This is a genomic window from Amycolatopsis sp. CA-211722, assembly GCF_056828465.1.
This window is the reverse complement of record NZ_CP184752.1, coordinates 498,835-516,804: the sequence shown is the minus strand read 5'-3', so window position 1 is coordinate 516,804 and position 17,970 is coordinate 498,835. Positions and strand designations below refer to the sequence as shown.

The following is a 17,970-nucleotide window of genomic DNA, read 5'->3' as shown; positions in this document are numbered from 1 at the left end:
CTCTCCCTTTCGTCATTTCCTCAGCAGATCACGCGCGTCGACGTGGCCGAACGGTCCGTCGTCGCGCCGGAACGCGGCCGCGGTCTCCCGCGCGCGGCCGAGCGCACCTTCGCGGAGCAGCCCGGCGAGCGTGTCGAACCGTTCGGTGTGCACCTTCGCCCGCCGCCGCGCGTAGTCGGCGGCGGAATCCTTGGTGACCATGAACGCCCAGTCGCTCGAAAGCGCCAGCATCGCTTCGGCGACGGCCTGATCGCGGACGGCGTCGCGGGTCGCGGTGTCCATCCCGGCGACCAGGTCCAGCATCCGGTGCTGCAGCGCGCTGTTGTCGCGCACCATGTCGGCGACCTGCTCGCCGTCCCAGACCCGCCAGTCCTTGCCCGAGCCCCACGACGACGCCGGGAGATCGACCTTCCCGCCGAGGTGGCCCGCTTCGAGCGCGCCCTTGAGCGTCGTGACGCGGACGCCCGCCTCGGGCAGTGCGCGCAGGACGCCTTCGAGCCAGGCCGGGCCCTCGTGCCACCAGTGCCCGAACAGTTCGGTGTCGTACGCGGCGACGACGAGCGATTCGCGGCCGTGCTCGGCCTTGAGCGAGCGCAGCCGGGCGACGACGGTGTCGACGAAGTCCTGGACGTGGCCGCCGAGGGTGGCCGTCGCCATCGCCGGGTCGTACGGCGCCTTGTCCGGCGGCTCGACGGTCTTGCCGGTCACCCGCGACGGTTTGAGGCCGACTTCGTGCGCCCAGGTGTGGAAGTCGCGATACGCGGCGTTGCCGGGGTAGCCGGCCTTCGGCGACCAGACGCGATACGTGACTTCGAGGTCGCGGCCGAAGCAGACGACGTCGGAGTCGCCCACGGTCCGGGCCGCCGAGGTGTCGCCGTGCAGGGAGGGCCCATCGACCATGAACCGCCGGACGCCCGCGGCGGCGTAGCCGGCCTCCATTCCGGGCGCGTAACCGCATTCGGGTGCCCAAATGCCCTCGGGCCGCCGCCCGATCCGGAGCGCGGTGTCGGCCAGCCCCCCGCGCAGCATGAAGTCGCGGACGGCCGGGTCGAGCAGCGGCTGGAACGGATGCGCCAGCGGGCCGCCGAGCAGTTCGATCGTCCCGTTGTCCACAAAGGACCGGAGGATCGGCGAGAAACCGTGCCGCCAGCTCGTTTCGAGTTCTTCGGATGCCTTCAGCGCCGTCCGGTACTCGCTCGCGGCGAGCTCGCGCAGCAGCGGGTCTCCGCGCCAGAGCGTGGACGCGTGCCAGGAGCGCAGCTGCCAATGGCCGAGCCAGTCGTGGAAGGCGTCGATGCAGTACGGGTCGTCGAGCTGGGCGGCGAGGATCGGCGTCATGCCGAGGGTGAGGACGTCTTCGCGACCCTCGTCGGCGAATCGGCGCAGGAGATCGACCATCGGCAGATAGGAATGCGCCCACGCCTGATAGAGCCATTCCTCGCCGACCGGCCAGGATCCGTGATGCGGCAGCCACGGCAGGTGGCTGTGCACGACGAGGCAGAACGTGCCCTCGTACTCGCTCACCGCCGCACCGCCACGGCCACGAGGTCGAGGCTGGCGTCGAGATCGTCACCATGGATCGCGAAGTCCGCGGCCTGGATGGCTTCGACGTCGGCGAGCAGTTCCGCCGGCCAGGCCGCCTGCCCGGGCAGCTGCCCCATGACGACGTCGAGCTGTGCGTCGATGATCGAGCCGCCGTACTTCGTGTCGAGCTTCGCGACGCCTTCGCCGTGGTGGAGACCGTGCAGCGTCTCGACCTCGAAACCGGCGTCACGGAGCAGTTCGTCCAATTCGGACGGTGCGAGTTCCCTGGTGTGGAACGGGTTGAGCGGGGTGTCGCTGTCCGGGGTGAAGGTCAGCCGGTTGGGCGTGGTGACGATCAGCCGTCCGCCGGGGGAGAGCACTCGGCGGCATTCGGCGAGGAAGGCGCCCTGGTCCCAGAGGTGCTCGATCACCTGGAAGTTGGCGACGACGTCGACCGAGGCGTCGCGCAGCGGCAGGAACACCAGGTTCGCCCTGGCCACGCCGATGCCGGGGTAGCGGCGGGCGACGTGTTCGGTGGTGGGGACGTCGTAGTCGAGGGCGAGCACCCGCTCGGCGACCGTGGCGATGAGCCCGGCGCCGTAACCCTCGCCGCAGCCGGCCTCCAGGACGATCTTGCCTTCGCACAGGGGGAGGAGCTGTTGATACGCGGCCTCATGGCGGCGGTACCAGTAATTCTCCTCGGCGATGCCCGGCACGGTGCGTTCACCGGTGAGGTGCAGCGCTTCGGCCCTGGTGGCTGGGGTGGTCACGCCGCGACCCTACCGGCCGGTCACTTCCCGCTCCGCCGCAGTTGGTCCTCTAGTTGCGGTCCTTGCACGCGCAAGGACCGCAACTAGAGGACTAAACGCGTGTCACGTTTCGCGGCGCTGTCCAGTCCAGGAGGTATGCAACGGACATTCACCCGCGTACTGCTCGTCGTCTTCGGCCTCATCGAACTGCCCGTCGGGCTGTGGCCGCTGTTCAGCCCGGAGGGCTTCTACCGGGACTTCCCGGGGTTCCGCACCGGCTGGGTGGCGATGGACGGCCCCTTCAACGAACATCTGATCCAGGACTTCGGCGGCCTCAACCTCGCGCTCGCGGCCATGCTGATCGGCGCCGCCGTGATCGGGACGACCGCCGTGGCCAGGCTCGCCGCGCTCGCCACCTTCTGTTTCGGGCTTCCGCATTTCCTCTACCACCTGGGGCACGTCTCGCATTTCGAGCCGGTGGACCAGGTGCTGATCATCGTGACCACGGCGCTGGGCGCGGTGCTCCCGATCGTGTTGGCGCTGATCCCCTCGAAGCGCGCTACACCGGCGACACCGTGATGCCGATGGCACCCGGCCCGAGGTGGGCGCCGAGGATCATGCTGGCGTCCACCAGGGTGCTGTCGACCATATGCGGCAGCCGCGCCCGCAGCCGTCCGCCGATCTCCAGGTCGCGTTCGTCCGGGCCGAACCGGGTGATGGCGACCTCCACGTCCTGATCGCCCGCGCAGTCCACCGCGAGATCGACGAGTTTGTTGAGCGCCCGCCGCTGGCCCGGGACCCGGGTCAGCGGGGCGACCTCGCCGTTCTTCACCGTCAGCAGGGGTTTGATCGAGAACGCCGAGCCGAGGAAGGCCTGCGCGGCGCCGATGCGGCCGCCTCGGCGCAGGAACTCCAGCGTGTCGACGTAGAGGATCTCCCGGCTGCCGCGGAACCGGCGCTCGGCCGCGTCGATGACGCGGGTGGCCTGCCCGCCGGCGGCGGCGACCTTGGCCGCCGAGGTCGCCGCGAAACCGAGGCTCATCCCGGTGGTCCCGCTGTCGAGGACGTGCACCGGGACGTTCACCTGCTGGGCGGCCTCGCGGGCGGCGTTCACCGTCTCCGACATCCGTCCCGAGATGTGGACGCTGACGATCGCGGACGCGCCCTTGCTCGCGGCGTCCTGGAACGCCCAGAAGAACGCGGCGACCTCGGGCGGTGCCGTCTTCACCGGCGTCCCGGCCCGGAGATGGCCGATGATCTCCTCGCGGTCGTAGCGGTTCTCCTCGTCGAACTGCTCGCCGACCTGCAGTTGGACCTGAACGACGCCGATTCCCCAGCGTTCGGCGACCGGGGCGGGAAGGCAGGCGGTCGAGTCCGTGATCACGGCGACGGGGCCGGGCATGGAACGCATGGTGGGGCAGGTTATCCCCTCACCCTCTCCGCGAGTACCCCGGAATACGGCCGTTCGGGTTAGTCGGCCGGTTACACTCACTTCCGGGTGAATTACCTGGACGATGGTCCCACTAAAACGTGCATCCAGGTGAATGAGGTCACCTCGGCGGGCCGGGGCGCTGAAATGGCCCTAATCTACCGGCCAGTAGAGCTGTTGCCCCGTGGCCGACGCCGGCCACCAACGGGAGGTCGAAGTAGACCCATGACGAACATCGTTGTCCTGGTCAAGCAGGTACCGGACACCTACTCGGAGCGGAAGCTCTCCGGTGCCGACAACACTCTTGACCGCGAATCCGCCGACGCCGTGCTCGACGAGATCAACGAGAAGGCCGTCGAAGAAGCCCTGAAGATCAAGGAAGCCGGCGAGGGCGAGGTCACCGTCGTCTCGGTGGGTCCCGACCGCGCGACCGACGCGATCCGCAAGGCGCTGTCCATGGGCGCCGACAAGGCCATCCACGTCTCCGACGAGGCCCTGCACGGCTCCGACGCGATCGCCACCGCCAAGGTGCTGGCCGCCGCGATCTCGAAGGTCGAAGGCTTCGACCTGGTCATCACCGGTAACGAGGCCTCCGACGGCCGCGGTGGCGCCGTGCCGGCGATCATCGCCGAGCTGCTCGGCCTGCCGCAGCTGACCCACGTGAACGAGCTGACCGTCGACGGCACCTCGATCAAGGCCGACCGCTACACCGAGGACGGCGTCACCCACCTCGAAGCGAACCTGCCCGCGGTGGTGAGCGTCGGCGAGAAGATCAACGAGCCGCGCTACCCCTCCTTCAAGGGCATCATGGCCGCGAAGAAGAAGCCGGTCGAGACGCTGACCGTCGCGGACCTCGGCGTCGACGCCGGCGAGGTCGGCCTCGGCAACGCCTGGTCGTCCGTGCTCGAAGCCTCCCCGAAGCCGCCGCGCACCGCCGGCGAGCGCGTCGAGGACGAGGGTGACGGCGGCAGCAAGGTGGCCGCCTACCTGGTCGCGCAGAAGCTCATCTGAGACAGGTTTCGAGGAGGAATAGGGAAATGGCTGAAGTACTCGTCCTCGTCGACCACGTCGACGGTGAAGTCAAGAAGGTCACGCTCGAGCTGCTGACCGCCGCTCGTGAACTGGGTGAGCCGTCCGCGGTCGTCGTCGGCCCGACCGGCACCGCCGCCAAGGCGAAGGAAGCCCTCGCCGCGCACGGCGCCGCCAAGGTGTACGTCGCCGAGGGCGACAACGCCACCGGCTTCCTGGTCACCCCGAAGGTGGACGTCCTCGCCGCGCTCGTGGAGCGGACCTCCCCGGCCGCCGTGCTCGTCGCGGCCAGCGCCGAGGGCAAGGAGGTGTCCGCCCGGGTCGCGGTCCGCCTCGGCTCCGGTCTGCTGTACGACGCCGTCGGCGTGAACGGCGACGGCAGCGTCGACCAGTCCATCTTCGGTGGCGCGTTCTCGGTGAAGTCCAAGTCCACCAAGGGTGTCCCGGTCATCTCGGTCCGCCCGGGCGCGGTCGAGGCCGCCCCGGCCGAAGGTGCGGCCGCCGAGGAGACCGTCGAGGTTCCCGCGGGTGACCCGGCGAAGTCCGCCAAGATCACCGGCGTCGAGCCGATCGTCGGTGGCGACCGGCCGGAGCTGACCGAGGCCTCGGTCGTCGTCTCCGGTGGCCGCGGTGTCGGCTCGGCCGACAAGTTCGACGTCGTCGAGGCGCTCGCCGACTCGCTCGGTGCCGCCGTCGGTGCTTCCCGCGCCGCCGTCGACTCGGGCTACTACCCGGCGCAGTTCCAGGTCGGCCAGACCGGTAAGACGGTCTCGCCGCAGCTGTACATCGCGCTCGGCATCTCCGGCGCGATCCAGCACCGCGCCGGTATGCAGACCTCGAAGACCATCATCGCGGTCAACAAGGACGCCGAGGCGCCGATCTTCGAGATCGCCGACTTCGGTGTGGTGGGCGACCTGTTCAACGTCGCGCCGCAGCTGACCGAAGAGGTCCAGAAGCGCAAGGGCTGAGGTCCTCGATCGAAGCGGGGCCGTCCGGGATTTCTTTCCCGGGCGGCCCCTTTTCTGTTACCCGGAAGTGATCTTCCATCCTGAGAGAAGCCTGAGAACCCGCAATTAACTGAACGTGCACTATTCGGCCATCGGGCGCATTGTCGTTGGTACCCCCCGGGGAGTAGACCTTGGGTCATGACGACGTCACAGCTCCTCGTCAGTACTGACCAGGCAGGTGTCGAACTCCCGGCCGACGCGCCGCGCTACTCCCTCCTCGTAGCGAATGGGAACGAAGAAGTCGTTGCCGCGCAACGCCTTCGCCATCAGGTGTTCGCCGAGGAAATGGGGGCGACGCTCAATTCCCTCGAACCCGGGCTCGACGTCGACTACTTCGACGAGTTCTGCGACCACCTCGTGGTGCGGGACGACAACACCGGCGACATCGTGGGCACGTACCGGATGCTGCCGCCCGATCGGGCCGCGCGGGCGGAAAAGCTGTACTCCGACAGCGAATTCGACCTCACCGCGCTCGATTCGCTGCGTCCTTCGCTGGTCGAGACGGGGCGTTCGTGCGTGCACCCCGACCACCGCAGCGGCGCCGTGGTGAGCCTCGTCTGGGCGGGGATCGGGCGCTACATGCTGCTGGCCGGGCATCGGTATCTCGCGGGCTGTGCCTCCGTGCCGCTGACCGACGGCGGGGCCTACGCGGCGGGCGTCTGGGATGTCCTGCGCGCCAAGCACTACTCGGATGACTCCCTTCGGGTGACACCGCTCAACCCGTGGCCGACCGAGGGTGTCGAGCGGCCCGCCCGCGCGATCCTCCCGCCGCTCATCAAGGGCTACACCCGCCTGGGCGCGAAGGTCTACGGCCCGCCCGCGCTCGACGCGGACTTCGGTGTCGCGGACTTCTTCGTCCTGCTGGATCTGCACAACGTCGACGAGCGGTACCTCAAGTTCTTCCTGGGAGAGCAGGGATGAGCCACGCCTGGATGCCGAAGTCGCCGTGCGGCGACGGCTGCCTGAGCGAAGGGGCGCCGACCGTGGCGTTCGGCCGGCGCGTCCTGCGGTTCACCGCGGCGATCGGCGTCATCTTCGGCGCCTTCGTGAGCGCGCCGCTGGTGCTCGTGCTGCGCGGCAAGCCCCGGGAACGGTTGGTGCGCCTGCTTTTCGCGGGGATCCTTCGCTCGTTCGGGGTGAAGCTGCGCGTGCTCGGCGACGAGCGCTTCCGCGCCGTGCCCGGCCGCGGCGCGCTCGTGGTGAACAATCACATCTCGTGGCTGGACATCATCGCGGTCAACGCAGTCCAGCCGATGCGGGCGCTCGCCAAGAAGGAGGTCGGCGCCTGGCCGGTGCTCGGCCTGCTGGTGCGCCGCGGCGGCAGCATCTTCCTCGACCGGGAGAATCTGCGGAGCCTCCCCGCGACGATGGACGAACTCGCCGCCGCGATGCGCGGCGGATCACTCGTCAACGTGACGCCGGAAGGCACCACCTGGTGCGGTCTCGGCTCGGGCCGGTTCCGCCCGGCGACCTTCCAGGCCGCGATCGACGGCGGTGTCCCGGTGCGGCCGCTCGCGCTGCGCTTCCGGCTCGCCGACGGGCGGGAGACGACCCAGCCGGCGTTCATCGGGCCGGAGTCGCTCATCGCCTCGCTGCGGCGGGTCGCGGCGCTGCGCGGTCTGGTGCTGGAGGTGCACGTGTGCCCGGAGATCGCGCCGGGCCGCGCTTCGGACCGGCGGGAACTGGCCGCACTGGCGGAATCCGCCGTGCAGGCGGCGCTGGGGCGGGTGCAGATCCCGGCTCAACGGCGACGGCGCCCTGTTCCGGCCCCGGCCCCGGCTCCGATCGCTCCTTCGGCGCCTTCCGCACCCGAGGCGGTCTCGCAGTAACTCCCGGATGTGTCATGAAAGGGTCGTTCAGGACGTTTTTCGTCCTGAACGACCCTTTCATGACATCCGCCACGGGTTGTGCGACCGCGGTGGCAGCTGTGGCTTTGGTCGAGGTGGTCGTGAGTGGCGTTTCGTGTTCTCACCCGAATCGCCACTCACGACCACCCGGGTCGGGCACCTGAAGTACATGAAGGGCCCCTTCCTTGCGCTAGACGCAGTGAAGGGGGCCTTCATGTACTTGGAGAGGGTGTGAAGGCCTCCATCACTACCTTCAAGGTAGGCAAGGAGGCCTTCACGGACCCGACCCGCGATCAGCCACAGCCAAAGTTCAGTAGGTACCTAAGGCACCCTTCGCCCTAACCCGAAACGCCACTCACGACCACCTGTACCGATCGGCCGCACTCGCGTGATCGAAGGCGTAACTCGCGTGCTCAGCGGCGTAACTCGCGTGCTCAGCGGCGTAACTCACGTGTGCGGCCTCCAAGCACGCGAGTTACGTCCCTGATCACGCGAGTCACGCCTTCACGCACGCCGCGCAGTCACTCACGACCCGGTCGCGAAAGTCCCTCTCGGCACCTCGCGCGTGCTAGGAACGGTCCTTTCCTTGCACATTTCGCTAGGAAAGGACCGTTCCTAGCGTCCGGGGTTGACACAGCCCGGCATCACTCCAGCGTCAGCGTGATCTTCCCGCCCGCGTGCCCCGTCGCGCTTTCCCGGTGCGCCGAGGCGGCATCGGCGAGCGCGTAACTCGAACCCAGCTTCAGTTTCAGCCCCCGCGCGACGAGATCCTCGAGCACCGCGACGGTTTCCGAGCCGCCCGCCGAGAACTTCAGCCCCTGCGCGTAGGCCGCCGGATCCGCGATGGTGATCAGCCGGTCGGGTGAGCCGAGCAGCTCGACGGAATCACCCAGGACGCCGAACCCGGCGGCGTCGAACACCGCGTCCACGCCGTCCGGCGCCGCCGAGCGGACCCGCGACACCCAGCCGTCGCCGTACTGGACCGGGACCGCGCCGAGCTCTTTCACCTCGTCCAGCGACGAAGCCCCGGCGAGCCCGACGACCGTGGCGCCCAGTGCGATGGCGGCCTGCGTCGCGATCCGGCCGACCTGGCCGCTCGCGCCGTGGATCACCAGCGTCTCGCCCGGCTTGACCTCGAGTTCGCCCAACACCCGCAACGCCGTCTCGCCGACGATGGGCAGCGAAGCGGCTTCGGCCCACGTAAGGCCGGCGGGTTTGCGGATCACCTTGCTCGCCAGCGCGTACTCCGCGTACCCGCCGGTGTCGGACCAGCCGAAGACCTCGTCCCCGACGGCGAAATCGGCGCCTTCGCCGACCGCGTCCACGACGCCCGCCAGTTCCAGGCCGAGGATGTGCGGGAATTCGACCGGGCGGACCTCCGCCATCGCGCCGGACCGGATCTTCCAGTCGATCGGGTTGACGCCGGCGGCCTTGACCGCCACCCGCACCTGGCCAGGGCCGGGCTCCGGCAGCGGCGCGTCGGTGAGCCGCAGGACGTCCGGTTCGCCGTACTGGGTGATGGTGATCGCTCGCATGTTCACTCCTATTGGGTTTCTTCGCTGCGATCAGTCAACCGGCGCCCGGACTCCGCCCGAATCAGCCGGACGAGCAGTGTTCACTAGCCGGGAGAGCAGCGTCCCCGAGCCGGGACGGGCCTACTGTGGACTCATGGATCCGCTGCACGTGCTGAGCCAGGTCGAGTACATGCTCGCCGCTCCGCGTCCCGAACTCCTGCCGCGTTTTTCCGCGACGGCCGCGGCCGTGTTGCCGCACCACGCCGCCGCCATGGAGACCGGTGACTGCTCCCGGCTGCCGATCAAGGTCCACGGCGATCCGGAGATCACCGGCGCGGTCACGAGCGCCGAGCTCCGGCGGCTCGCCGCGCTCGGTGTTCCGGGCCGGGCGGTGGTGGCCGAGGAGACGCTCGGCGGGAAGCGCCGGAAGCTGGTCGTCCTCACCTCGGCGCCGGTGATCGGCAAGGGCGCGATGATCGCGCTCGTCCCCACCGAGGACGAACCCGCGGACGGCCCGCTCGAATTCGCCGCCAAGCTGTGGGACATCGTCAGCGTGAACGCCGCCCAGCGCGCCACCGACCCCGAACCCGCCGTCCTGGAGAGCAACATCGCGGCGGCCACCGCGCGGGCGCGGGCGATCACCGATCTGGGGCAGACCCACGCGACCACGTTGACGTCGTTGCTCTCGGTGCTGCGATCACGGCGCCTCGGCGACGCCGCCGCCCGGCAGACCGCGACCGACCTCGCCGCGACCGCCCTGGTCGAACTGCGCTCGATCGCCGACCGCGATCAGGAGCTCTCGGCGGAGCCGGCGTCGGAGGCGTTCGGCACCCTCGTCACACAGCTGGCTCCTTTGGTGCGCCACAACGACGTGACCGTCGATCTCGCCGGGCCGGACGACGAACGGCCACTCCCGCAGGACATCGCGCACACCGCGCGCACGGTCTCGCGCGGTCTCGTGCTCGCCGCGCTGGAACGGGATAGCGGCCGGGTCCGGGCGTCCTGGCGGATCGACGGGCAGCACCTCCGGGTGACCGTGCGCGACGACGGCCCGGACGTCGCCCGCGCCGTGCCCGCCACGGGCCTGACGGAGCGGATCACCCCGCTGGGTGGTCGCTGGGAGGTCGACGCCGTCCCGGACTGGGGCGCCACGATCACCGCCGTCCTGCCGCTGGGCGTGCAGGAGACGCCGGAACCGCGCCCGCTGGACCGGCTGAACCCGCGTGAACTCGAAGTCCTCGCCGGGATCGCGCGCGGGAAACGCAACCGGCAGATCGCCGACGAGCTGGCGCTGACCGAGCACACGGTGAAGTTCCACGTGCGGAAGATCCTGGGGAAGCTGGAGGTCACGTCTCGCGGCGAGGCGGCCGTGCTGGCGCGGGAGCTGCGCCTGGAGCCGGCGTCGTGAGCTTGACCTCCACCGGGCTGGAGGTTGCAGGCTCGTCGTATGACGATCACTGGGGACGAGGCCAAACCGAAGGGTGTGCTCTGGACACCTGAGCACCGCGTGACCACCGTCGGGCTGCTGCTCATGGTCACGCTCATCGCGTTCGAGAGCATGGGCGTCGCCACCGCGATGCCGACGATGGTGGCCGATCTCGACGGCCTCGCGCTGTACGCCTGGCCGTTCACCACGTTCCTGGTCGCCAGCGTGGTCGCGACCGTCCTTTCCGGACGCCTCGGCGACCGCAAGGGACCGGCGCCCGCGTTGCTCGCCGGTACCGCGTTGTTCGCGGTCGGGCTGCTGGTCGCGGGGCTCGCCCACGACATGCCGCTGCTCCTGCTCGGCAGGGCGTTGCAGGGTTTCGGTTCCGGGCTCCTGCTGGTCTCGGTCTCGCTGCTGATCGCGCTCACCTTCAGCGACCGCGAACGTCCGGTGATCTACGCGGCCAACGCCGCCGCGTGGGTGCTGCCCGCGGTGATCGGTCCTTCGATCGCGGGAGTGGTCACCGTGAGCGTCGGCTGGCGCTGGGTCTTCCTCGGGCTGATCCCGCTGACCGGGATCGGGCTCGCCCTGCTGATCGTGGTCACGCGCAAGCTGCCCCGGCACCTGGCCGCCGAATCCGCGCGGCGCGCCGGGGTCGTGCCCGCGGTGGTGGCCGCCCTCGGCGTCGCCGCGCTCACCTGGGCCGCGCAGCACCCGTCCCTCGTCGCGCTGGCCTACGGCGGCGCCGGCTTGGCCGCCCTCGCGTACGCGCTCCGCAAACTCCTGCCCGCCGGGACGCTGACGTCGCGACCGGGGTTGCCCACAGTGATCGCCTCGCGCGCGCTGATCGCGGGCGCGTACGCCGGGATGGAGGCCTATCTGCCGCTCACGATGACCGAGGTCCACGGGTACAGCCCCGCGCTGGCCGGGCTGCCGCTGACGGTGACCGCGCTGGGCTGGTCGGCGGGGTCGATGCTGCAGGGCCGCATGCTCGACTGGTCGCGTGAGGCGTCGTTGCGGACCGGGTTCGCGCTGGTCGCGGCCGGTCTGGCGATTTTCGTCTTCGTCCCGCTGCCTTCGTTCCCCGGCTGGATGGCGTTCGTGGCGTCGGCTGTCGGCGGTTCCGGGATGGGGATCGCGATGCCCGCGATCTCGGTTCTGCTGCTCCGGTACTCGCCGGAGGCCGAACGCGGGTTCAACACCTCGGCGCTGCAGCTCGGTGACTGGGTCGGATCGGCTCTGACCATCGGTTTGGGCGGGGTTCTGCTCGCTTCGCTGGCGTCGGCGAAGGAGCCGTCGGTGGCGATCTTGGTGCTTTCGGTGGTGCTGACCGGCATCGCGCTGCTGGGGGTGCGGCTGACCGGCCGGTGGCCGTCGGATATGAGCGCCGCCACCCGCTGACCAGGGTGGGCTTGGTCACGCCCCGGAACGGGCTACCCTGAAGGATGCGATGACCTATCTCGACCACGCGGCGACCACCCCGATGTTGCCCGAAGCCGTAGCGGCGATGTCCGAGGCGCTGTCCACAGTGGGCAACGCCTCCGCGCTGCATTCCTCGGGACGCCGCGCCCGCCGCCGGGTCGAAGAAGCCCGCGAGGTGATCGCGGAGGCGCTGGGCGCCCGGCCGTCGGAGGTGATCTTCACCGCGGGTGGCACGGAGAGCGACAATCTCGCGGTCAAGGGCATCTTTTGGGCCCGCAACGGCGAGGATCCGAAGCGGATCAGGGTGCTGTGCGGCACCGTCGAGCATCACGCCGTGCTCGAATCCGTCGAATGGCTGGAGCAGCACGCGGGCGCCGAGATCACCTGGGTCGAGGTCGACCAGACGGGCCGGGTCACTCCCGAGTCGCTGCGCACCGCCATCGGCGACAGCCCGGAGACGGTCGCGCTGGTCACCGTGATGTGGGCGAACAACGAGGTCGGCACGGTCAACCCGGTCGCCGAGCTCGCCGCGGTCTGCGCCGAACACGAGATCCCGCTGCACACCGACGCGGTCCAGGCCGTCGGCGCGATACCGGTCGATTTCGCCGAAAGCGGCGCCGCGGCGCTGACCCTCACCGCGCACAAGCTGGGCGGCCCGTACGGCGTCGGCGCGCTGCTGCTCGGCCGCGACACCGCGTGCGTCCCGGTCCTGCACGGCGGCGGCCAGGAACGCGCCGTGCGCTCGGGCACGCTCGACGTTCCCGCGGTGATCGCGTTCGCGACGGCGGTGAAGGTCGCGGTCGACGGCCGCGAGGAGTACGCCAAACGCGTCGCCGAGCTGCGGGACGACCTGATCGAGGCCGTCCGGCGCGAGGTGCCGGACGCGGTGCTCAACGGCGGCGAGGGCGAACGGCTGCCCACGCACGCCCATTTCACCTTCCCCGGTTGCGCGGGGGACAGCCTGTTGATGCTCCTGGACGCCAAGGGCATCGAATGTTCCACCGGTTCGGCGTGCACGGCGGGTGTCGCGCAGCCGAGCCACGTGCTGCTGGCCATGGGCGCCGAACCCGCGGCCGCGCGCGGGTCGCTGCGGTTCTCGTTCGGGCATACCTCGGCGCCGGAAGACGTTGAAGCGGTTTCGAGGGAGATCGCGGGCGTCGTCGACAGGGCGAGGCAGGCGGGGCTCGCCGGAATGCGCAAGCAGACGCAGAAGCAAGAGGTGTGAGGAAGATGCGCGTACTGGCCGCGATGAGCGGGGGAGTGGACTCGGCGGTGGCCGCCGCGCGCGCCGTGGACGCCGGGCACGAGGTCGTCGGGGTGCACCTGGCGCTGTCGGCGAAGCCCGGCACGCTGCGCACCGGATCCCGCGGCTGCTGCACGATCGAGGACTCCGGTGACGCGCGGCGCGCGGCCGACATCCTCGGCATCCCGTTCTACATCTGGGACTTCGCCGAACGGTTCACCGAAGAGGTCATCGAGACCTTCGTCGGCGAGTACGCCGCCGGCCGGACGCCGAACCCGTGCGTCACCTGCAACGAGAAGATCAAGTTCGAGGCGTTGCTGGACAAGGCGATGGCGCTCGGCTTCGACGCCGTCGCCACCGGGCACTACGCCCGCCTGTCCCTTGTGGACGGTGTGCCGGAGCTGCGGCGCAGCGTCGACACGGGCAAGGACCAGTCCTACGTGCTGGCTTCGCTCACCCCGGAGCAGCTGCGGCATTCGCTGTTCCCGCTGGGTGATTCGTGGAAGACCGACGTGCGCGCCGAGGCCGCGAGCCGGGGCCTGTCGGTGGCGAAGAAGCCGGACAGCCACGACATCTGCTTCATCCCGGACGGGGACACGAAGAGCTTCCTGGAGAAGCGGCTCGGCCAGCGTCCCGGGCAGCTCGTCGACGCCGAGACCGGCGCCGTGCTCGGCGAGCACACCGGCGTGCACGGTTTCACCGTCGGCCAGCGCAAGGGCCTCGGCATCGAGGCGCCGGCGCCGGACGGGCGGCCGCGCTACGTGCTTTCGCTGGAGCCGGTTTCGGGGACGGTGAAGGTCGGTTCCGCGCGGGACCTCGGCGTGGACGTGATCGAGGCGGACCGCCCCATCTGGCCGAGCGAGCGGCCGCTGGACGGCCCGACCGAATGCGTCGTCCAGGTGCGCGCGCACGGCGGGATCGTCGAGGCCGTCGCGGAGGTCTCCGGCGACTCGGTCACCATCCAGCTCCGTGAGCCGCTGCGCGGCGTCGCTCCGGGGCAGGTCGTCGTGCTGTACCGCACCGATGCCGCCGAAGGCGACCTGGTGCTCGGCAGCGCGAAGATCTCCGGAACCCGCTGACCGCCCGCGTTTCGTCCTCTAAATGCGGTCCTTGCGCGTGCAACTACCGCATCTAGAGGACTAAACGCGGGGCGGGCTAGAACTTCAGCTTGAAGCCGGTGTGCGTGGCCTCGAAACCGAGGCGTTCGTAGAACCGGTGCGCGTCCTCGCGTTTCACGTCCGACGTCAGCTGCACCAGCGCGCAGCCACGCCGCCGCGATTCGTCGATGGCCCACGTCATCAGCTCGCCGCCGAGGCCGGAGCCGCGATGGCTCGCCCGCACCCGGACGGCCTCGATCTGCCCGCGAAGCGCGCCTTTCCTGGCCAGGCCGGGGATGATCGACAGCTGGAGCGTGCCGACGGCCTCCCCGCCGTCGTCGGCGACGATCAGCAGCTGCGCCGGATCGGCGTCGATCTGCTCGAAGGCCTTCAGGTACGGCGTGAGGTCGTCGGCGGAATCACGGGTGCTGCCGATCTGGTCGTCGGCGAGCATCCCGACGATCGCCGCGACGTCCCCCTGTCGCGCTTCACGGATGATCATGAGGCGTAGTGTCGCACCCCGTCGGTCTCGGCCGCGGTGAGTTTCCCTTGAGCCACCAGCAGATCCAGATGCGAGCCGGTCTCGAGGACGGCGAGCATCTGGTTGAACGGGTCCATGTCGGGAAGTTTGCGCTGCCTGCGCGTCCAGCCCAGCCGCAGCGCGACTTCGTACGCGGTCGTGACTTCCGCGGTGATCTCGGCGCCCATGACTTCGAGCCGGTCCTGGTGGTGCTCCAGCAGTTCGTCGACGCGGGCGTGCACGCTGCCGGTGACCGGCCCGTGCGCGGGGAGCATGCGCCGGTCCGGCATCTCGCGGACCAGCCGCAGGGAGTCGAGGTAGTCGCTCAGCGGCAATTCGGTGGGTACCGGCTGGAAGCCGATGGACGGCGTGATGTGCGGCAGTACGTGGTCGCCGGAGAACACCAGCCCGGCCTCGTCGTCGACGAAGACGACATGCCCGTCCGTGTGGCCGGGCGTGTGGACGATGTCGAACTCGCGGCCGGGCACGATCGGGCGTTTGCCGGGGACGAGCCACTCGTCGGGCTGCTCCCACAGATGCGCCTCGGTGTGCCGGACTCCGCCGAAGGCCTTGGCGAGTTCCTCGACGACCGGCCCCGCGCCACAGCGTTCGAGCAGGCCGACCTGCGCCTCCATCGGGAAGCGGTCCGGGTCGCCGGAGCGGACCAGCGACGGCTCCTCCCGTTTCCCGAGCCCGAGCGTGCCGCCGAATTCGCGGCGCAGTTCCACGGCGAGGGTGTAGTGATCGCGATGCACGTGGGTGATCAGGAATTCGTCGATGTCGCCGAGATCGGCGCCAAGCGCCTTCAACCCGCGCGAAAGCCGCTCGCGCGCGGACTCCAGTGCCCAGCCCGAATCCACGAGGACCAGGCGTGTGCCGTCGGTGACGACGTAGACGTTGACCGCGCGCAACGCGTCGTGCGGCAAGGGCAGCGGGATCCGGTGGACCCCCGGCGAAACCGTGTAGACGCCTGGCTCGGCCCAGTCCCGTTCGCCGTCTTCGGGCAACGGCTCCATGGTGACCCTCCGTCCCGGACGCACTCCAGCGTGCCGCCTCAGTCCCTCCACCTTGTGCCGCCGGAAGCCGAGTGTCCACTTCAGGAGTGTGAGACCCCGGTCACTCGCCCGCGTTTAGTCCTCTGGATGCGGTCCTTGCGCGTGCAACTACCGCATCCAGAGGACTAAACGCGGTGTGTCAGCCCTTGTCGTCCTGCTTCAGCGCGGTGTCGATCGTCAGCGCCGAGGCGACCACCATCGAAGCCAGCGGATCCCGCAGCGGCCGGTGGATTTCGACGACGTAGTTGTCGGCGGTGGTGAACGCGGCCTTCACGAAACCGCCCCAGGTCTTCGTGATCCGCGCGATCTCGACGTCCGCCTCGTCCTTGATCACGAAGTTCCACGCCCGCCAGTTCTCCGCGAAGATCCCGCCGACCTTCCGCCCGTCGACGACGAACCCCAGCCGGATCTTGCCGAAGACGTTCTCCTGAACGATCTCGCCGATCGGGGAGTCGTCGGCCTTCGTCACCAGGAACCGGGATTTGAACACCTTCGCCGGCCGTGTCACCTTCAGCACGGTGCTGTGGTTCGCGTCGCGGATCTCGAAGCGGTGGGTCAGGAACTGGTCGTAGTTCGTGAGCAGCCGGATGGCCTTCTTCAGCGTGCTCTGCCCGACCTGGACGACGCCGCCGAGGCGGTTCCCGTTCTGGTCGAACACGCCGAACTCGTTCGACATCTCGATGAGTTTCGCGCGCTGGTTGACCACCAGCACGGGTTCGGAGAACAGCGTCCCGCCGCCGACGACCCCGCTGCCGCGGCCTTGGGTGCCCCTCGCCGCCTGTGCCCGGATCTTGTCCGGGTCATGCGCGCCTTCGATGTCCAGCTCGATCATCTCGGCGTCGTGCGACGGCCGCGTGTTCGCGGTCCAGGCCTGCCCGTCCCACCACCGGTACATCCGGGGGTTCTGCTGGTCGGGATACCAGCCGGCGGGCTGTGGAGAGCTCGTCATGGCAGGTCAGCGTAGTGCGCTCGGTGCCGTCTCGGGCTCGTCGACGGCAATTGCGTCGAATGTCCGTGTCCTCCCGTGCCCCGCCTCCCCGCACAGTCGGACCAAGGGGAGAATCCGGGTGTGAACGAACGACCTTGGCCTCGTGGCGCGGCCACCGCGATCGGTTCCCTCCCCGGTACCGATCCGGTCGAGGCCGCTTCGATCGTGTTCGGCGAGCTGCCCGAATTCCCCTGTATGCCCGAACTTCCCGCCCGCGGCGTCGGGGCCGACATGATCGGCCGGACGGCGGCGCTGCTGGTCGACCTCGCGGTCGAGGTGGTGCCGAGCGGTTACCGGGTCGCCGCCCGTCCGGGGCACGACCACCGCCGCGCCGTGGACCTGATGAGCTGGGACCTCGACGCCGTCCAGGAAGCGCGGGAAAAGGCGGGGGCCGCGCCGCCCGCCTTCAAGATCCAGGTCGCCGGGCCGTGGACGCTCGCCGCGAACGTCGAGCTTCCGCGCGGGCATCGGATCCTCACCGACAAGGGCGCGCTGCGCGATTTCGCCGCGTCGTTGCTCGACGGACTGGCGGAGCACGTCGCGGAACTGAAGTCCCGGATCGGCGCACCGGTGGTGATCCAGTTCGACGAACCGTCGCTGCCCGCGGTGCTCGCCGGAGACCTCCCGACCGCGTCCGGCTACGGCACCGTTCCCGCCGTGCCCGCACCGGAGGTGCGCGAACTGCTGTCGACGGTGATCTCCGGGGCGGAGCGCGTCACCGGTCAGCCGGTCGCGGTGCACTGCTGCGCCGAAAAGCCGCCGATCTCGTTGCTGCGCGCGGCGGGGGTCCAGGCGATCGCGTTCGATTTCACCCTGCTGAAAGGCGCTTCGCCCGCCCAACTCGACGAGATCGGCGAGGCGCTGGATTCCGGGACGACGCTGCTGCTCGGCCTCGTCCCCACGAGCGACCCCGGTGTCCCCGTGGAGCTGCGTGACGTGGTCAGCCCCGTGTTCAAACTCGTCGACCGGCTGGGTTTCCGCCGCGAGATCCTCGCCGACCGGGTCGTCCCGACCCCGGCGTGCGGCCTCGCGGGTGCCACTCCCGAGTGGATGCGCCGCGCGCTCACGCTCAGCCGGGAGTCCGGCAAGGCTTTCACCGAACCGCCTGAAGGCTGGTGAG

At 69.9% G+C, this 17,970-nt stretch carries 17 protein-coding genes; 10 read left to right on the top strand and 7 right to left on the bottom strand.

The genetic code is table 11. The features are described from left to right. Window positions 1-12: 12 nt before the first annotated feature. Both ACOCEP_RS02440 and ACOCEP_RS02435 read right to left on the bottom strand, forming a co-directional pair. The gene (locus ACOCEP_RS02440) at window positions 13-1,524 is read right to left on the bottom strand and encodes a 1,4-alpha-glucan branching protein domain-containing protein (RefSeq protein ID WP_482335537.1); all 1,512 of its coding nucleotides are present in this window, start codon (window positions 1,522-1,524) and stop codon (window positions 13-15) included. Further along, window positions 1,521-2,294 (bottom strand): class I SAM-dependent methyltransferase, encoded by a 774-nt coding sequence (locus ACOCEP_RS02435; RefSeq protein WP_482335536.1) that lies wholly within the window; start codon window positions 2,292-2,294, stop codon window positions 1,521-1,523. Before ACOCEP_RS02435 ends, ACOCEP_RS02440 begins: the two co-directional genes overlap by 4 nt. Before the next feature lie 135 nt (window positions 2,295-2,429). On the opposite strand from ACOCEP_RS02435, the gene ACOCEP_RS02430 reads away from it, so the two are divergent. Beyond that, on the top strand, window positions 2,430-2,852 hold the full coding sequence (locus ACOCEP_RS02430; RefSeq protein ID WP_482335535.1) for a hypothetical protein: 423 nt from the start codon (window positions 2,430-2,432) through the stop codon (window positions 2,850-2,852). Here ACOCEP_RS02430 and ACOCEP_RS02425 read toward each other — a convergent pair. Then, complete coding sequence (locus tag ACOCEP_RS02425) at window positions 2,833-3,684, bottom strand: DegV family protein (protein WP_482335534.1); 852 nt, start codon at window positions 3,682-3,684, stop codon at window positions 2,833-2,835. The two genes, ACOCEP_RS02430 and ACOCEP_RS02425, sit on opposite strands and share 20 nt — an antisense overlap. Before the next feature lie 243 nt (window positions 3,685-3,927). Between ACOCEP_RS02425 and ACOCEP_RS02420 the strand changes: the two genes are divergently transcribed. The 4 genes from ACOCEP_RS02420 (at window position 3,928) to ACOCEP_RS02405 (ending at window position 7,567) form a co-directional block, all read left to right on the top strand. After that, window positions 3,928-4,713 carry an electron transfer flavoprotein subunit beta/FixA family protein gene (locus ACOCEP_RS02420; protein ID WP_016336566.1) on the top strand — a complete coding sequence of 262 codons (786 nt, stop codon included), beginning with the start codon at window positions 3,928-3,930 and terminating at the stop codon, window positions 4,711-4,713. A 26-nt stretch (window positions 4,714-4,739) separates the two neighbouring features. Beyond that, the gene (locus tag ACOCEP_RS02415) at window positions 4,740-5,699 is read left to right on the top strand and encodes an electron transfer flavoprotein subunit alpha/FixB family protein (protein ID WP_482335533.1); all 960 of its coding nucleotides are present in this window, start codon (window positions 4,740-4,742) and stop codon (window positions 5,697-5,699) included. A 177-nt stretch (window positions 5,700-5,876) separates the two neighbouring features. Then, window positions 5,877-6,659 (top strand): GNAT family N-acetyltransferase, encoded by a 783-nt coding sequence (locus ACOCEP_RS02410; RefSeq protein ID WP_482335532.1) that lies wholly within the window; start codon window positions 5,877-5,879, stop codon window positions 6,657-6,659. Further along, window positions 6,656-7,567 (top strand): lysophospholipid acyltransferase family protein, encoded by a 912-nt coding sequence (locus tag ACOCEP_RS02405; protein ID WP_482335531.1) that lies wholly within the window; start codon window positions 6,656-6,658, stop codon window positions 7,565-7,567. The genes ACOCEP_RS02410 and ACOCEP_RS02405 overlap by 4 nt, the downstream gene beginning before the upstream one ends. Before the next feature lie 662 nt (window positions 7,568-8,229). Here the strand turns inward: ACOCEP_RS02405 and ACOCEP_RS02400 are convergent. Beyond that, a complete protein-coding gene (locus ACOCEP_RS02400) occupies window positions 8,230-9,120 on the bottom strand; it encodes an NADP-dependent oxidoreductase (protein WP_482335530.1) in 891 nt (296 codons plus the stop codon). 133 nt (window positions 9,121-9,253) lie between these two features. Between ACOCEP_RS02400 and ACOCEP_RS02395 the strand changes: the two genes are divergently transcribed. From ACOCEP_RS02395 to mnmA, 4 genes are read left to right on the top strand one after another with little or no spacing between them, the layout of a single operon-like run. Further along, on the top strand, window positions 9,254-10,507 hold the full coding sequence (locus ACOCEP_RS02395) for a helix-turn-helix transcriptional regulator (protein ID WP_482335529.1): 1,254 nt from the start codon (window positions 9,254-9,256) through the stop codon (window positions 10,505-10,507). A 24-nt stretch (window positions 10,508-10,531) separates the two neighbouring features. Beyond that, window positions 10,532-11,926 carry an MFS transporter gene (locus tag ACOCEP_RS02390; RefSeq protein ID WP_482335528.1) on the top strand — a complete coding sequence of 465 codons (1,395 nt, stop codon included), beginning with the start codon at window positions 10,532-10,534 and terminating at the stop codon, window positions 11,924-11,926. A 49-nt stretch (window positions 11,927-11,975) separates the two neighbouring features. Further along, window positions 11,976-13,172 carry a cysteine desulfurase family protein gene (locus ACOCEP_RS02385; RefSeq protein ID WP_482335527.1) on the top strand — a complete coding sequence of 399 codons (1,197 nt, stop codon included), beginning with the start codon at window positions 11,976-11,978 and terminating at the stop codon, window positions 13,170-13,172. A 5-nt stretch (window positions 13,173-13,177) separates the two neighbouring features. After that, complete coding sequence (gene mnmA / locus ACOCEP_RS02380; protein ID WP_016336558.1) at window positions 13,178-14,269, top strand: tRNA 2-thiouridine(34) synthase MnmA; 1,092 nt, start codon at window positions 13,178-13,180, stop codon at window positions 14,267-14,269. Between the two features lie 76 nt (window positions 14,270-14,345). Here the strand turns inward: mnmA and ACOCEP_RS02375 are convergent, their stop codons facing one another. From ACOCEP_RS02375 to ACOCEP_RS02365, 3 genes are all read right to left on the bottom strand, one after another. Further along, window positions 14,346-14,789, bottom strand: coding sequence for a GNAT family N-acetyltransferase (locus ACOCEP_RS02375; RefSeq protein WP_482335526.1), 444 nt, complete (start codon window positions 14,787-14,789; stop codon window positions 14,346-14,348). Further along, window positions 14,786-15,823, bottom strand: coding sequence for an MBL fold metallo-hydrolase (locus ACOCEP_RS02370; protein ID WP_482335525.1), 1,038 nt, complete (start codon window positions 15,821-15,823; stop codon window positions 14,786-14,788). Before ACOCEP_RS02370 ends, ACOCEP_RS02375 begins: the two co-directional genes overlap by 4 nt. Before the next feature lie 178 nt (window positions 15,824-16,001). After that, window positions 16,002-16,811, bottom strand: a complete 810-nt coding sequence (locus tag ACOCEP_RS02365) for an LURP-one-related family protein (protein ID WP_482335524.1) — start codon at window positions 16,809-16,811, stop codon at window positions 16,002-16,004. 120 nt (window positions 16,812-16,931) lie between these two features. Here ACOCEP_RS02365 and ACOCEP_RS02360 point away from each other — a divergent pair, with 120 nt between their 5' ends. Beyond that, window positions 16,932-17,969 carry a methionine synthase gene (locus tag ACOCEP_RS02360; protein ID WP_482335523.1) on the top strand — a complete coding sequence of 346 codons (1,038 nt, stop codon included), beginning with the start codon at window positions 16,932-16,934 and terminating at the stop codon, window positions 17,967-17,969. Window position 17,970 lies beyond the last annotated feature (1 nt).